Here is a 16,946-nt window from a genome sequence, read left to right as displayed (position 1 = left end):
TTAATTGTTTATTATCTGTTTCTATTATTATTGGAACTGCGAATGTAGATAAATCTTGCAGCACTGAAGAGACACTTAACTTTCTTTAACCTACTTAACCTTCGGCTTCAATTCATCCGGCGACTCGTTTGTAAACATATTCACCTGCGGTCCCTGTTTTGTGAACAGGTCTGTGATGACCTGTGGATGAAGCACGGTCGACGGGTGGAAATCATCGCTCTCCATATAGGAAAGGATCGCCCGGCGCATCTGCCTTGCCACGACACGGTGCTCCAGGTCGGAGGAGACGTCCATGGTGGTCATCAACAGTTTGCCTTTCAGGACGCTAGCCTCGACCAGCATGCCCAGTTTACGACTGACGTGCCAGGTATCGATAGGTTGTATCGGTGACTGGTAGTCCTTCGGGAACTCCATGAGATTCATCACCTGTGCCTTGTTCAGCAGCTCCCACCAGTTCAGGTTACCCCAATCGTCGGTGGGGAAGTCGTACTTGAAGAGTGGATGCGTCTTATCGATATAGGCTCCCGTAGTATGAGGCGGTCTCATCTTAAACCATGAGGTATTCCAGAACACCGGCAGGTAGTGCTGTACCACATCACTACCGAGGCGAACCTTCCCTGCCGCCGTCAACAGCACCTTGCCACCTTTTTCCAAAACCTGCAGTGCCTCAGCATCAAGGGTGTCAGCGATATGAATCTGCGTGTTGACAAATTGCACGTCGGTCGATTCGTTCGGATAGACCCAAAAATCCCAGTGATTCTTCAACTCTCCTGCCATGGTCACATGAAGTGTCAGTTTACAGGGTCGCGAGATGCTGTCAAGGGGGAAGCGTACAGTTCCGATGGGAATATTTTTCCCTAACGGCAGATCCTTTAAGGACAACACGCCACCAGCATACACCTTCATACTATCGTCATAAATATAATAAGAGGTACGAACATTTATGACATCACCATACACGGCATTATAAGCCTCGATGGGCACCACCAGTGTGTCGGCTGTCGTATAGACGAACTTCGGGAACCGAGCCAAGGCGACGACAGGCGAGCAGAACTCACGCCACTCATCTGCCGTCGTATAGCCTTTCTCCTGCCAATGCACATTGAGCACACCCTCTAGAGCGGTACCTTGTCCGCTATAGTCGTTCAGTCCCAGGAGTTGAAAACCGCCATAGTCACGAGTACGCAAATTCCTTTCAATCTCATATTTATAACAGAGTGTCTGCAACTTACCACTGGCCATCAGGAATTTCTCAGCCTGCGATGCCATGCCGTGATCACGCAACAAGTCTCGGAAAATCTCAAAGTTTCGGGCCTTGTAAACACCCGTATATTGCGGGATTTCCTTGAAATCTGGGAAGGCGCACCACTGTCCCTGTTCATGGGCAATGACAGGGGTGTTATTATCGGTCGTGTCCCGATAGTTCCTCGGACGTAGAATCTGGTCGTAATAATCGTCATCGGCATGAGGAGCATTGCGGTCCCAGTCCAGCCCTCTGGCACCGCCCTTCACATGATACTCAGAACCATCGTCCCATGCCCAGCCGCCACCGACCGACGCTCCGCAGTAGAGTCTTGTCGGGTCGTATCGTTTCATCTCCCTCACCCAGTCATTGCAATAGGCCACCCAGTCGCCGGCGGGCTCATTACCTGCCGCCATCATCACGAACGACGGATGATGACCATAGGTATCAACGATACGTTTCGACTCATCCAGCAGGTACTGGTCGATTACCTGTCCTCTCCGAAGTTTTACACCATGATTCGGCCACGACGGTCCCTCCGGCTGAAGATAGATGCCCAACTTATCCGCAGCGACAAAGGCTGCCTCCGGCGGGCAATAGGAATGAAAACGCACATGATTCAGACCATACTCCTTGACCTTCGCAAGAATTCTGGTCCACGACTCCTCGTCTGTGGGCGGATAACCCGTCTCCGGGAAACAGCAGTTCTCTACGGTTCCACGCAGGAACAGAGGCCGACCGTTGATATACAACTGTCGCCCCTCGGCCTTGATTTCACGCATGCCGAAAGTGGTCTCATAATAATCGTCACCGACGCCTATGCCTAAACGGTATAGTTGAGGATGAAACTCATCCCACAGAGCGACCTCCGTTCCGACGGGCACATCTACCGACATGGTCTTGCCCCTCAGGTCATAACTCATCATAAAGGCATAGGCATTCTCCTTGTCCTGTTGGACAGTCACCCCCATCACATCAAGCGTATAGAGCGGGTTCACCTCACCGCCAAGTACAACTTTTAGGTTGACATACCCCTTGAATGGATAAGGTGTGATCCTAACCTGCTTGATATAAAGTTTGCGAGGCTGCACCCGAAGTTCCATACGTCCGGTGATTCCGTTCCAGTTGCCTTGTGTCTGGTCTGTGACGCTATGTGAGTCCTGACCGACTCCCACATTATCTATCCCATTGTATACACAGACCTCGATTGTATTCCGCATGCCTGGTCTGATCAGGTCAGACACGTCATACTGATGGGGGGTAGAGAGCGACAGCTGATGTCCCACCCTCTGACCATTGACAAAGACCGTCGTCTCTATATGCGGGCGCTCCAGAAACAGTGTGATATGCTGTCGTTCCCATGACTGGGGGACGTAGATATCTTTCTTATACCATGCCTTTCCCACGTAGTGGTGTTCCGGGGTGAGAAAGAAAGGGAACTTCATCTGGCCTTCCACCCGATATTTCTCCATATAGGGGTTAAAATAGTAGGACGAGTCGTAGAGCGAGCCAGTCCATCTGGTATTGACCGTCACAGGATCACCTTTCCCATTAGTCAACATCGAGCCGGGCAACATTACATATTCATCATATCTAGCAGTATCGCCTACGGAGAAGTCCCATGAACCCGTCAGGTCAAGCGTCTGCTGAGCCTGAGACAGCAGGCTGCAGAAGGCACAAAAAAAAAGAAAAGCCTTTCTCATCTTGTTTTATTGGTTAGTCTTTATGAACCCCACAACATAGCTATAGGATTCGGATTGCAAAGATAGCCAAAAGATATTAGTGGGCAAAAGAAGGGGTGTTAATGTGAGTTAAAGAATCCCGGAAAAACAAGGTGCTTTTCCGGGATTCCTGTTATACGATCAGACAACCTCAATACCTAATTTTTCGCAGAGGCCGAGACTCATCTCCTTTAACTTGAACTTCTGAATCTTACCAGACCCCGTCAGGGGGAACTGATCAATAAAGAACACGTACTTCGGAATTTTATAACGGGCAATCTTACCACGACAGAACAACTGCACATCCTCCGGGGTCATCGTTACACCCTCTTCAAGGATAATGAAGGCACCGACAGCCTCACCATATTTCTTCGAAGGCACTGCAGCCACCTGTACATCGCGGATGCCAGGCATGTGATAGAGGAACTCCTCAATCTCACGCGGATAGATATTCTCGCCACCACGGATGATCATATCCTTGATACGACCCGTAATCTTATAGAATCCTTGCTCATCCTTCACGCCCAAATCACCTGAGTGCAGATAGCCGTTCTTGTCGATCACCTCAGCTGTGGCCGTCGGGTTCTTATAATAGCCCTTCATCACGTTGAAGCCCTTACAGCACATCTCGCCCTGCACACCGACAGGACACTCCTCGCCGGTCTCGGGGTCGAGCACCTTCACATCGACGAACGGATAGTCACGCCCCACAGTGGTGCAACGCTGCTCAAAGGTGTCGTTCAGACAGGTCTGCGTCATACCAGGCGAAGACTCCGTCAGACCGTACACACTCGTAATGGTCATATACATCTTCTCGCTGACCTGTTTCATCAGTTCCACAGGACAGAGCGAACCTGCCATGATACCCGTACGGAGACACGTCAGGTCGAACATATCAAACATGGGGTGGTTCAGTTCCGCGATGAACATCGTTGGTACACCATAAACGGCCGTACACCTTTCTTTATGGATAGAAGCCAACACCACGAGGGGATCAAATTTCTCGACCACCACCTCCGTACAGCCGTGTGTCAGACAGTTCATCGTGGCGAGCACCACACCAAAGCAGTGGAACAATGGCACACAGACACAGAGTTTGTCGTCCTGTGTAAAGCCCATGTTCTCGCCCGTGAAATAGCCATCGTTGGCGATACCGTAATGCGTTAGCATCACTCCCTTGGGGAAGCCAGTCGTACCCGACGTATACTGCATATTGCATACATCATAGCAGTTCACCTGACTCTTCATCTCGTTGAGTTCCTTATCCTCTACGTTCTGTCCCAACAACAGCAACTCTGCGGTATTGTACATGCCACGGTATTTCTCCATGCCGATGAACACCACATTCTTCATATAAGGGAAACGCTCACTGTTCAGATGACCGCGCTCGCAACTCTTCAGTTCCGGCAACATCGTATAGGTCATATCGACATAATTGCAATCCCATGTACCATCGGTGATACAAAGGGTATGCATGTCGGAGTCCTTACAAAGATACTCCAGTTCGTTCTGCTTATAGTTGGTATTCACCGTTACCAGCACTGCACCGATCTTGGCGGTCGCATAAAGAAAGGTGAGCCAGTCGGGAACGTTCGTTGCCCAAATACCCACATTCGAGCCTTTCTTCACGCCAATGGCAATCAGGCCCTTGGCCAGATTATCCACACGTTCGTTGAACTTACTCCATGTGAAACGTAAGTCTCTATCCGAGTAAACGATGTATTCCTTATCGGGCGTGGTTTCTGCCCAGTATTCGAGCCACTGACCGAGGGTACGCTCAGAGAGGGTGTAGCCTGTACTTCCAGTCTCAGCAGGATATGTCCTATCAGGAAGCGGACGTCCTGCCATATCTAATTTCACTTTACTCATGTCTCAGGGTAATTAGAAGGGAATATAGACTACTGCCAAGATTTTAGCTGATTTGCCGGGGGCACCATGCACATGATGCTTCACAATCGAATCATAGAAGATGCTGTCGCCCTCCTTCAACTGATAGGTCTCTTTACCATAGGCAATCTCCACCTCACCACTCATCACATAGATAAATTCCTCACCCTCATGGGCAGATAACTGGAATTCTTTCTCCTCGCTGGGGTTGATATCAATCACAAACGGCTCCATGTGACGACCAGCCTTCTGCTTTGCCAACGGATGGTACTCCATGTGTTTCCGTGCGTCGGCTGCACCATTGGAGAAACTGATGCTACTGTTCTGTTCGCGCTCTTCTGCCCGACAAACCACGGGACCTAGCGCATCATTATCATCCATAAACGTACCTAGACGCACACCCAGTGCTCTGGCTATCTTGATCAGCGGCCCTAACGAAGGTAGATTCTGATCGTTTTCTATGGATAATATCTGGTCTTCAGAAAGACCACTACGCTCGGACATCTCCTCGATAGAGATGTTTTTCGATTCCCTGATCCCTTTGATTTTGGATCCCACAAATGTATTACTATTGGGCATAAAAACAACGATAAAATAATGATTTTTTTGAAATTTGGACGCAAAAGTACTAAATTATAAGGAAATATCGGCCTGTTTTTAGAAGATTAACACATTTCGCGGCATTTTTCTTATGCAGGCATCATGACGTAGCCAGATACGACAATAAAAAAGAGGTATAAATGATGTAAACGCATCGACTATAGTTTTTGCGAGAAAGGCTTTGTTTTTTGGCAAAAAGAACGACGGTTCCATGGAATTTGCCTATCTTTGCAAGCAGATTATAACAGACTAAAACTACAAGACAATGAGAAAGATATTCCTGACCATAATAGTTCTGTTGACAGTTACGGTCACATATGCTCAAGGAGAGAAAGCGAATGAGGTGATGAACATACTGCGCCAAGTGAACAATTACTTCATGGCGAAGCACTCCGACCCTACCCTTCCCACGAACGTAGGTCGTATCCGCCCCTCTTCGCTTTGGACACGAGGTGTCTATTACGAAGGACTGATGGCACTCTATGAGATTGATGCTGACGAGCGTTACATAGACTATACCGACCGTTGGGCCTGTTTTCACCAATGGACGCCACGTAACGGGGTGAAGACCAATGATGCCGACGACCAGTGCTGCGGTCAGACCTACGTAGACCGTTACCTCCAGAGTGGTGGCAAGGAGAAAATCATACATGTCATCACAAACCTGAACAATCAGATGAGCACGCCCAACACCAAGGCCTCGGTTAAGCAGGCTCTACGAGAGACCAACGCCAACGGCGAGTTGTATGGCTGGTGGACATGGATCGACGCCATCCAGATGGCCATGCCGCTTTATATGCAAGTATATAAGGTAACAGGCGACCGCCGATATGCCGATCACGCGATGAAGATGTACCGATGGACCCGTGACACACTGGCAGGCGGACTTTTCAACGAGCGGGAGGGCCTATGGTGGAGAGATAAGGACTTCGTGGCACCCTATCAGACACCCGACGGTAAGAACTGCTACTGGAGCCGGGGCAACGGTTGGGTATACGCTGCCCTTGTACGTTGCATGAACCAGTTGTCACCCAAAGACCAGTACTATAAGGAACTCAAGAAAGACTTCCTGTTGATGAGCAGCGCCCTCAAGGCTTGTCAGCGTCCAGAAGATGGGCTGTGGAACCCGAGTCTCGTATCATATGCCGACTTTGGCGGCAAAGAGACGACGGGCACGGCACTTTTCCTCTACGGTATGGCGTGGGGTATCCGGAAGGGAATCCTAAAAGAAAAAAAATACAAGTCCGTCTGCGACCGAGCCTGGGAGGGACTGGTACGCGACTGCGTACATCCTAACGGTTTCCTCGGTTGGGTACAGGGTACAGGAAAAGCCCCCTCGGATGGTCAACCGCTTTCCTACACGAAGGTACCAGACTTCGAGGACTATGGTACAGGCTGCTTTCTCCTCGGTGGAACAGAATACTATAAGCTCGTGAAATAATGAAAAGACGACATCTGAATAAAGCAAAGAGGTACAGAGGACTAGTATTTTATCTGGTTCTCTGTATTTCCGGATCTCTGTATTCAACAAAAGCATCTGCCCAGCGCACAACGGAAAGTCTGAACTTCGGTTGGGAGTTCCGTCTGAATGATGAGGGTGAATGGAAACAAGTGGATGTGCCTCATGACTTCCAGATAGAACAGCCTTGGGTAGCACCTGCTGCCGACGAAAAAGCCGACAATACCGATGTGGCGGCAAACATCAAGAGTCGTCTGTCTAGTCGGGGGTTCAAGGAAATGGGGAAAGGGTATTACCGTCTACACTATGTTCCGTCAGAGGAACTGAGAGGACAACGAGTACTGCTCGACTTCGAGGGCATCATGTATACAGCCGAGGTACTACTCAACCACCAGCGCATCGGCGGCACCAACTACGGGTATGTAGGTTTCGAGATTGATATTACCGATAGTCTGAGATATGGCGAGGACAACCTTATTGAGGTCGTTGCCGACACTCGTGAGCCGGGCAACTCCCGCTGGTATACAGGTGGCGGACTATTCCGAGATGTGCGTATCGTCACTACCCCGAAAGATCTGTTCTTCGGACGTCATCCGCTTTATATCACCACTAAAGAGAACAGATTCGTCAGTATCTCTGCCGAGTTCACCAACCGCACCAAGGACGAGGCTACACATATCGCAGTTCATATTCTGTCACCCGACAACGAGATTGTCTACGGTGATACCATCGCCATAAGACGACACAAGATGACCCGTCATCAGGAAGAGCGCATTATCACCGACGTGCGTATCCCCGACCCACAGTTATGGGATATCAACAGGCCTCGTCTCTATACCGTTAAGGCACAGTTATTACGCGAGGACGGAACGGTTGCCGACGAGACCAACGACCAGTTTGGTATCCGTACCATCGACTTCGGTCCAGACTTCGGACTGAAGCTCAACGGTCGCAAGGTGCTCCTGAAAGGCTATGCCAACCACCATACCCTCGGCGCTCTCGGTGCAGCCGCCTATCCCAGAGCCATCGAGAAGCGCATCCTACTGATGAAAGAGTTCGGCATGAATCATATCCGCACGTCTCATAACCCTTATAGTCGTGATTTTATCAAGCTCTGTGACAAACACGGCATACTCGTTGTCGACGAGCTCTACGACAAATGGACCCAGCAGCATACCGGTGGTAAAGTGCCCTTTGAAAGGCATTGGCAGGAAGAAGTCCCTGAATGGGTGAAGCGCGATCGGAACTCCCCGTCGGTCATCCTTTGGAGTCTGGGCAACGAACTGCAGCAGGACCCGAACATGCCGTTCAACGATTTCGGGGTGACAATGTATAAACTACAGAAGACCCTTCTCGAGCGTTATGATTCGACCCGTCTCGTCACCGTGGCCATGCACCCACGCTACCGTAACTGGGAAACGGACTCACTGCCACACGACTTGGCTATGCAAACCGATATCCAAGCTTACAACTATCGTTATATGTATTTCCCCGGTGACGGACGGCGCTTTCCATGGATGACGTTCTACCAGAGTGAGGCGTCGATAGCTGCTATGGGACCGAACTTCTTCGAGATGGATCTTGACAAGGTCGTCGGACTGGCTTACTGGGGTGCCATCGACTATCTCGGTGAGAGTCAAGGGTGGCCCGCTAAAGGTTGGGCACAGGGTGTATTCGACATCTCGTTGGAACCGAAACCTAAAGCATGGCTCATGCGTTCAATGTTCAAACCAGAAGAGCCGATGGTCCATATTGCTGTCATCGACTCGAAAAACGATGTAATGTGGAATGGCATACAGACGGGCAACGACGGCATGAGCGACCACTGGTGCCGACAGTCTGGCACTCAGGTTTCCCTAATCACCTATACCAATGCCGACGAGGTGGAACTGTTGCTCAACGGCAAAAGTCTGGGAAAGAAAGTGAATCCAAAAGACAATCCCAAGCAGCGTAACCAGATTAAATGGGACCATATCACCTATCAAGACGGCAAACTCGAAGCCATTGCCTACAATAAGGTTCCATCTTCTGATCAGCGTCACCATTCGGCTCTGTCCAAATTGCCCGATCTCCAACTGAAGCCCGTGGCTCGTCACAGGATAGAGACGGTTGGCAAGGCCGTCAGACTCACAGCTACCAACGAGCCTATCAGATGGCAGGCCGACGGTACCGATCTGATGCATGTACGCATCGAGGCTGTCGACAGCAAAGGGCGTCGCGTGCCGATGGCACAGGACGAACTGCGCTTCGAAGTTACTGGCGATGCCCGCATCGTGGCCGTCACCAATGGAGACATCAACAGCGATGAGTTGAATGTCACCAACCGTCGACATCTCTGGAACGGCTCAGCCATGGTCATCCTCCGGGCCGGTCGTCAGCCATCAAAGATTACACTGACCACACGAAGCGACGACTTCAAGGCTGTCAAGCTCCAAATGGAGACGCATTAAGAAACAAACGTTCGGCTATAATTCGTATAAAGGAAAAAGGCAGTTCCCATAAAGAAACTGCCTTTTTTCGTAGCGGGAGCCGGGATTGAACCGGCGACCTCATGATTATGAATCATGCGCTCTAACCAGCTGAGCTATCCCGCCGTCTTGCTGTTAAGCGGGTGCAAAGGTAGGCATATTTTTTCATTCCACAAAATTTTTTGGGGAAAAATCTTTTTTATTCCGGGAAAAATATTAATTTTGCAGCAAGCATCAAATAACTAAGAACTACAAAACATGACGAATAACGGCAGAATCGACATCGAGTATCCGCTGACAGCCAAGTCACCCAACATCATCTGGGATCTTATCAGTAGCGCCCACGGACTGGAACGATGGATGGCAGACCATGTGGATGAAGCGGATGGCGTATTCACCTTCACTTGGGGAGAGCCATGGACAGAACAGGACGTGCACACCGCACAACTCATCGAATATGTGAAGTACGACCATATCCGTCTGAAATGGGATGAGGACGAAGATGAAGACACCTATCTTGAGATGCGCATCGAGAAGAGCGACTTGACAGGACAGTGGAATCTGCTTATCACCGACTTTGCCGGCAGGGAAGAGGAAGAAGACTTGCGGAACCTTTGGGCGGGGAACCTTGATAGACTGCACCGTACAAGTGGACTGTAACGATGGGCGAATCAAGCGTTAAGAATTAAGAATTAAGAGACAAAATTGTTGTAGTCTGACATTTTTATTGTAATTTTGCAGCCCGTAAGGCGCAAAATAGAAATGTTCCGGATTAAGAAATTAGACATATTCATCACCAAGCAGTTCGGACTGCTGTTCATTGGCACCTTCTTCATCTGCCAGTTTGTGTTGATGATGCAGTTCCTGTGGCGCTATGTGGACGAACTGATCGGAAAGGGTCTTTCGTTGGACATCATGGCACAGTTCCTCTGGTACATGGGCCTGATGCTATTGCCGCAGGCACTCCCCCTGGCAATACTGCTATCCTCTTTGATTGCTTTCGGAAACATGGGAGAGAGCTCGGAACTGACAGCCATTAAAGCTGCGGGTATATCACTGATGCAGGCCTTCCGTCCACTGATCGTCATCGTTGTGATGATCGCTGGTGTCTCCTATTTCTTTCAGGACGTCATCGGCCCAAAAGCCAATCTCTCTTTCTACCAGCTACTGATATCCATGAAGCAGAAGAGCCCGGAGTTGGAGATACCAGAAGGTATCTTCTACGATGGTATCGCTGGCTCGAATATCTACGTCCAGAAAAAAGACCTCACCACCGGCATGCTCTACGGTATCATGATTTACCGGCAGACAGGCAGCTATGAGGATCAGGCCATCATCCTGGCTGACTCAGGTATGATACAGTCGACAGCAGAGAAAAAGCACCTGCTGCTGAATCTCTACAGCGGTGAGTGGTTTGAGAATATGCGGTCACAGGACCTTGGTAGTACCGCCAGCATTCCCTATCGCCGTGAGACCTTTGTCACCAAACGTATCCTACTCGATTTCGACGGAGGATTCAATCTGGCTGACCTTAACGACATCTCCGGTAGTGCCAGTGCCAAGAGCCTTAACAAGATCATGCACGACATCGACTCGATCAAGGAGTTCAATGACAGTGTAGGACTCGCATACTATAGAGAATCGAAGTCTTATCACCTTCGACTCCCCAACGTAAATAAAGAGGACTCCGTGAAGGTACTCAAGGAGGTTACCTCAGAGGACGTCTGCTTCGACTCGTTATACGCACGACTGAAGACCTCCAAGAAACAAGAGGCCGTGAGAGGTGCGCTCAGTCAGGTGCAGTCGACGATGAGCGACATGGAGATGAAAGGCGATTACGCCAAGAGTTTACACCGCTACTATCGCAGTCACCAGATAGAGGCCATCAAGAAGTTCACGCTGTCACTGACATGCATTATCTTCTTCTTCATCGGAGCACCATTGGGAGCCATCATCAGAAAAGGAGGTTTGGGTGTACCTGTCATCATTTCAGTCCTGGTATTCATCATCTATTATATCATCGACAACACAGGCTACAGAATGGCCCGCGAGGATCAGTGGACTGTACCGTTTGGCATGCTCATCTCCTCGACGGTGCTCACACCCGTGGCAGCATTCTTTACCTACAAAGCCAACAAAGACTCCGTGGTATTCAACATCGATCTCTATAAGACCATAGTCATGCGAGTGCTCGGTTTACGCATGAAACGACACATCTACCGGAAAGAGGTGATTATAGAGGACCCGAAGTATGCTCTGGATGCTGAGAAACTGAAAAACGTCAACGAGGAAATTGAAAGCTACAGCGAGACACGCAAACTCCTGCGCTGGCCCAATCCTATCAACGTGTTCTTCCATGCCGGTGATGACCAGCAAATGGAAACCATCAACGAGAAACTGGAAGAGACTATTGAAGATCTCAGCTATACCAGAGATAAGTTGATACTTACAGAACTGAACAATTACCCCATCATAGCCACTCATGCCCATACTCGTCCGTTCCGTCACAAATGGCTGAACATAGCGACAGGTCTTATCCTACCCCTTGGCATCTTCTTCTACTTCAGGATGCTGAGATTCCGTCTGAGACTATATAAAGACCTACGTACGATCCGTCATACCAGTGAGCAGATTATCCCTAGAGCTCTGGAACTGGCCGGGCAACAAGAATAGCTAATATATATAATAAGGTGTACATATTATGGAAGAAATGAGACTTGACAACATAGAAGAAGCCGTCGAAGAGTTCGGTAAAGGCAATTTCGTCATCGTCGTAGACGACGAAGACCGCGAGAACGAGGGCGACCTCATCATCGCCGCAGAAAAAATAACGGCAGAAAAGGTGAACTTTATGTTGAAACATGCCAGAGGCGTACTCTGTGCCCCCATCACCATCGAGCGCTGCAAGGAACTGGATCTACCTCATCAGGTACAGGATAACACCTCTGTGCTAGGCACGCCTTTTACGGTCACCGTCGATAAATTGGAAGGATGCACCACCGGTGTCTCCGCCCACGACCGAGCGGAAACCATCAAAGCACTGGCCGATCCACAGTCGACCCCAGAGACCTTCGGACGACCAGGACATGTAAACCCACTCTATGCCCAAGAGAACGGTGTACTCCGCCGTAGCGGACACACAGAAGCTGCCATAGACCTCTGTAAGATGGCTGGACTCTATCCCGCCGGTGCCCTTATGGAGATCATGAACGAGGATGGCAGCATGGCACGACTGCCACAACTGATGGAAATGGCCAAGGAATGGAACTTGAAAATCATCAGCATCAAAGATATGATTGCCTACCGACTGAAGAAAGAGTCACTCATCGAAGTCGGCGAAGAAGTGGATATGCCTACGGACTACGGTCATTTCCGACTGATTCCTTTCCGTCAGAAGAGCAATGGTCTCGAGCATATCGCACTGATTAAAGGCGAATGGAAGGAAGAAGAGCCTATCTTGGTGCGTGTTCATTCCAGTTGTATGACTGGCGATATTCTGGGCAGCAAACGATGCGACTGCGGCGAACAGCTGCACAAAGCCATGCAAGCCATCGAGAAGGAAGGCAAGGGGGTAGTTATCTATATGCAACAGGAAGGACGAGGTATCGGACTGATGAATAAAATTGCCGCCTATAAACTGCAAGAGGAGGGACTTGACACAGTGGATGCCAACGTACATCTAGGGTTCAAACCCGATGAGCGAGACTATGGTTGTGGTGCACAGATGCTTCGTCATCTCGGCGTTCATAAGATGCGCCTGCTGACCAATAACCCCGTGAAACGTGTCGGACTGGAGGCTTACGGCCTGGAGATTATCGAGAACGTACCCATTGAGGTGACCCCGAATCCCTTCAACTTCCGTTATCTGGAGACGAAGAAAATACGCATGGGACACACCCTTCATCTGAAATAACTCTCAATTTGTCACTTTTTCGCTCCAAATAACGAAAAAGTGGCACATATCTTTCGTGTTCAGAAATAAAATGATTACTTTTGCACAAAATTTCTAAATCATATGGCACAATTATCCAATCGTCTGCAGCGTCTGGCTCCATCTGCCACGCTGGCAATGTCACAGAAAAGCGCAGAAATGAAGGCGCAGGGAATCGATGTTATTAACATGAGTGTGGGAGAACCAGACTTCAATACACCCGATGCCATCAAGGAAGCTGCCAAGAAAGCCGTAGACGACAATTACTCCAGATATTCACCAGTTCCGGGATATGCAGATCTCAGAAAGGCTATCGTAGCCAAATTAAAGAATGAGAATCAACTCGACTATACTGTTAATGAGATTCTGGTGTCGAATGGTGCCAAACAAAGTGTATGTAACACCGTGATGGCCCTTGTCAACGACGGCGAGGAGGTCATCATCCCTGCCCCTTATTGGGTGAGCTACCCTCAGATGGTGAAACTTGCCGGTGGTGAACCCGTCATCGTAGAAGCAGGTTTTGAACAGAACTTCAAGATAACTGCAGCCCAACTGGAGGCCGCCATTACCCCGAAGACCCGCATGCTGATTCTCTGCTCTCCCAGCAACCCAACTGGAAGCGTCTATAGCAAGGAAGAACTGAAGGCACTGGCCGATGTTATCCTAAGCCACGACGATCTGTTTGTATTAGCCGACGAGATCTATGAGCACATCAACTACGTCGGCAAGCACGAGAGCATTGCGCAGTTCCCCGGCATGAAGGAGCGTAGTATCATTGTCAACGGTGTGTCAAAGGCTTATGCCATGACAGGTTGGCGTATCGGTTATATTGCCGCACCAGAATGGATTGTCAAGGGATGCAACAAGTTACAGGGACAGTACACCAGTGGTCCTTGCTCCGTCAGTCAGAAGGCTGCCGAATTTGCATATACCTCAGACCAGCAGTGCGTGGAGGATATGCGACAAGCCTTTGAGCGCCGCCGCGACCTGATTGTCCGTCTTGCCAAGGAGATTCCTGGTTTGGAGGTAAACATCCCAGAGGGAGCATTCTATCTATTCCCCAAATGCAGTAGCTTCTACGGAAAGAGTGATGGTGAGGTCACCATTAACAATTCTACTGACTTTGCCATGTACTTGCTGGAGAAGGGACATGTCGCCACAGTGGGTGGCGACGCCTTCGGTGACCCAGACTGTTTCCGCATGAGTTATGCGACAAGTGATGAAAACATTGTTGAGGCCATGACACGTATAAAAAACACTGTTGAAAAATTGAAATAAATCAATAAATTCTTAGTTAAAAGTTATTAATTCGTTTATTATAACGCTCGAAATTGCTATCTTTGCGAGGTGAATTTCGGCCATAGCTCGCGTATGCGCTGTGGTAGAGATGTAACTCACTCTAAATCGATAATTTACAATAAAACTTTTATAATAACTAAAAAAAATTAAAGATTCATTATGGCAACAACAACAAAGGCTGCAGCCCCAGCTAAGAAATCGGGCTTCCAGGGTATTAAAGCTGCATGGATTATTCTCGTTATCTGCTGTCTCGCAGGTTATGGTGTATGGTATTTCATTATGGGTAACCCCGACAACTTCATCGGTGGCGACCGTAGCGGCCATCCCGCAAACCTTCTTGGAACAGTGTATAAGGGAGGTTTCGTTGTAGGTCTTATCCTGACCCTTCTTTTCACCGTTATCTGCCTTGGTATCGAGCGTTTCTTCGCTATCCGTACCGCTTCTGGTAAGATCAATCTCGCTAAGTTCACCGCAGACGTGAAGAAGCTGATCAAGGAGCAGAAGTTCGAAGAGGCTGACAAGCTCTGTGACAAGATGCAGGGTTCTGTAGCTAACGTCGTAAAGGCTTCTATCAAGATGTATCAGACTGTCGAGGGTGACAGCACACTGAAGAAGGCCGCTAAGATCGCTAAGATCCAGCAGGCTCACGAGGAGGCTACTCAGCTGGAGATGCCTACTCTGCAGATGAACCTCCCGATGGTTGCAACAATCGTATCTCTGGGTACTCTGACCGCTCTGTTCGGTACTGTGCTCGGTATGATCGGATCGTTCCAGGCTCTGTCTGCTGGTGGTGGTGCTGACTCTATGGCTCTGTCTGCCGGTATTTCTGAGGCTCTTGTGAACACAGCATCTGGTATCTTGACCTCTTGGGTTGCTACCGTTGTTTACAACTTCTTCTCAAACAAGATCGACAAGCTGACTTTCGCTCTCGACGAGATTGGTTACACCATCGCTGCAACATACGATTCTAACCACAACGAGGCTTAATTTTTAACCATTTAAAACTTTAAAATCGGTTTTAGTATGGCTAAAATTAAGATACAGAAAAAAGACATCTGGATTGACATGACGCCTATGTCAGACGTGATGACGCTGCTTCTGTGCTTCTTTATGTTGACCTCAACATTCTTGACGCCAGAGCCGGTATCAGTCAACGCGCCTAACTCCGTGTCAGAGCTGAAGATTCCAGAGCAGGATGTGCTGAGCATTCTGGTAACCCCAGAGGGCCGCGTATTCTGTGGTACGGAAAACAAAAACAACATGCAGGCAATGCTGGACGCCATGACCGACAAGTTCGGTGTTCAGCTCAATCCTAATCAGGTAAAGCACTTCCGTGAGGATGCGATGGTAGGTGCAAGCATGTCACAGCTCGCCAGTTACCTCAGTCTTGAACCTGACAAGATGACTGAGGCTATCCAGAAGCTCGGTCTGCCGCTTGATAGTATCAACGGAGGCAAGAGTGAATTCCAGGAGTGGATTACGGCTGCTCGCAGTGTTAACCCCGACATTAAACTCGCCATCAAGTGCGACTCAAAGACACCTTATTCTTCGATTAAGTTGTTGATGTCGGAGCTGCAGGACATGAATGAGAACCGTTTCCAGCTTATCACGAACCTCGATGTTAAACGTTTAAACGACTAGTAGTATTATGGCAAAGAAAAATCTATCCAAGCAGAAGAAGATGGATACCCGCGTGAACTTCACGCCGATGGTAGACATGATGATGCTTCTGATTACCTTCTTCATGCTGTGTACTACACTGGCCAAACCGCAGGCTATGCAGTTGACCATGCCGTCAAACGACGACACGAAGGACATGAAAGAAGAAGATAAGCAAGTTACGAAGGCTTCTCACACCATTACCCTTTATCTGGGAAGCGACGACAAGGTATGGTATGTGGCTGGTCTGCCCAACTACGACGATCCCTCATGCGTTAAGCCGACCACCTATGGTAAGGATGGTATCGAGAAGGTTCTCAATGAGCACACAACAGAGGAAGGTATCAACCCGATCGCCAAGATCAAATTGGCAAAGAGAGAGCTTGATGCCAAGAAGAACGAATATGGTTCAAAGATGACCGACGAGCAGTATCAGGAACAACTCAAGAAGCTGAAGAAGGGTGAACTCCCCAACGGCGAGAAAGTTCCGACGATGACCGTCATCATCCGTCCTCTCAACACCGCTACCTATGCAAATATGGTGGCAGCCCTTGATGAGATGCTGATTAGCAATATTGATAAGTACGTCATTGACAATGTCGACAAGATGAGTGACGACGACAAGGCACTCATCGCAAAGGCAGGTGTCAAGTGATTAACCCCTAAAATGTAGAAAGAA

General features: G+C 49.1%; 12 protein-coding genes and 1 tRNA gene. 9 read left to right on the top strand and 4 right to left on the bottom strand.

What is annotated here, in order from left to right; translation table 11 throughout:
- Window positions 1-90: 90 nt before the first annotated feature.
- The 3 genes from BLU99_RS09170 to BLU99_RS09160 all read right to left on the bottom strand — a co-directional run bounded on the left by BLU99_RS09170 (window position 91) and on the right by BLU99_RS09160 (window position 5,430).
- Window positions 91-2,946 (bottom strand): sugar-binding domain-containing protein, encoded by a 2,856-nt coding sequence (locus BLU99_RS09170; RefSeq protein ID WP_091901323.1) that lies wholly within the window; start codon window positions 2,944-2,946, stop codon window positions 91-93.
- A gap of 159 nt (window positions 2,947-3,105) precedes the next feature.
- Window positions 3,106-4,833, bottom strand: coding sequence for an AMP-binding protein (locus BLU99_RS09165; RefSeq protein ID WP_255397527.1), 1,728 nt, complete (start codon window positions 4,831-4,833; stop codon window positions 3,106-3,108).
- A gap of 12 nt (window positions 4,834-4,845) precedes the next feature.
- A complete protein-coding gene (locus tag BLU99_RS09160) occupies window positions 4,846-5,430 on the bottom strand; it encodes a helix-turn-helix domain-containing protein (RefSeq protein ID WP_091901321.1) in 585 nt (194 codons plus the stop codon).
- Between the two features lie 286 nt (window positions 5,431-5,716).
- On the opposite strand from BLU99_RS09160, the gene BLU99_RS09155 reads away from it, so the two are divergent.
- On the top strand, window positions 5,717-6,892 hold the full coding sequence (locus tag BLU99_RS09155) for a glycoside hydrolase family 88/105 protein (RefSeq protein WP_091901319.1): 1,176 nt from the start codon (window positions 5,717-5,719) through the stop codon (window positions 6,890-6,892).
- Window positions 6,892-9,360 (top strand): glycoside hydrolase family 2 TIM barrel-domain containing protein, encoded by a 2,469-nt coding sequence (locus BLU99_RS09150; RefSeq protein WP_091901317.1) that lies wholly within the window; start codon window positions 6,892-6,894, stop codon window positions 9,358-9,360. The genes BLU99_RS09155 and BLU99_RS09150 overlap by 1 nt, the downstream gene beginning before the upstream one ends.
- A 70-nt stretch (window positions 9,361-9,430) precedes the next feature.
- Here the strand turns inward: BLU99_RS09150 and BLU99_RS09145 are convergent.
- A tRNA-Met gene (locus tag BLU99_RS09145) sits at window positions 9,431-9,504 on the bottom strand.
- Between the two features lie 132 nt (window positions 9,505-9,636).
- Between BLU99_RS09145 and BLU99_RS09140 the strand changes: the two genes are divergently transcribed.
- From BLU99_RS09140 to BLU99_RS09110, 7 genes are all read left to right on the top strand, one after another.
- Entirely contained in the window at window positions 9,637-10,038 is a 402-nt protein-coding gene (locus BLU99_RS09140; protein ID WP_091901315.1) for an START-like domain-containing protein, read from the top strand.
- Window positions 10,039-10,140: 102 nt separating this feature from the next.
- Complete coding sequence (locus BLU99_RS09135; protein WP_091901313.1) at window positions 10,141-12,051, top strand: LptF/LptG family permease; 1,911 nt, start codon at window positions 10,141-10,143, stop codon at window positions 12,049-12,051.
- A gap of 28 nt (window positions 12,052-12,079) precedes the next feature.
- Window positions 12,080-13,291 carry a bifunctional 3,4-dihydroxy-2-butanone-4-phosphate synthase/GTP cyclohydrolase II gene (locus BLU99_RS09130; RefSeq protein ID WP_091901311.1) on the top strand — a complete coding sequence of 404 codons (1,212 nt, stop codon included), beginning with the start codon at window positions 12,080-12,082 and terminating at the stop codon, window positions 13,289-13,291.
- A gap of 102 nt (window positions 13,292-13,393) precedes the next feature.
- Window positions 13,394-14,587 (top strand): pyridoxal phosphate-dependent aminotransferase, encoded by a 1,194-nt coding sequence (locus BLU99_RS09125; RefSeq protein ID WP_091901309.1) that lies wholly within the window; start codon window positions 13,394-13,396, stop codon window positions 14,585-14,587.
- A 180-nt stretch (window positions 14,588-14,767) separates the two neighbouring features.
- A complete protein-coding gene (locus BLU99_RS09120; protein WP_091901307.1) occupies window positions 14,768-15,595 on the top strand; it encodes a MotA/TolQ/ExbB proton channel family protein in 828 nt (275 codons plus the stop codon).
- A 36-nt stretch (window positions 15,596-15,631) separates the two neighbouring features.
- On the top strand, window positions 15,632-16,249 hold the full coding sequence (locus BLU99_RS09115; protein ID WP_091901305.1) for an ExbD/TolR family protein: 618 nt from the start codon (window positions 15,632-15,634) through the stop codon (window positions 16,247-16,249).
- Window positions 16,250-16,256: 7 nt separating this feature from the next.
- Window positions 16,257-16,922 (top strand): ExbD/TolR family protein, encoded by a 666-nt coding sequence (locus tag BLU99_RS09110; RefSeq protein WP_091901303.1) that lies wholly within the window; start codon window positions 16,257-16,259, stop codon window positions 16,920-16,922.
- Window positions 16,923-16,946 lie beyond the last annotated feature (24 nt).

The organism is Prevotella sp. lc2012, from assembly GCF_900107065.1.
GTDB lineage: Bacteria > Bacteroidota > Bacteroidia > Bacteroidales > Bacteroidaceae > Prevotella.
The sequence above is the reverse complement of the archived record's forward strand: the minus strand, read 5'-3'. Positions and strand labels throughout refer to the sequence as shown.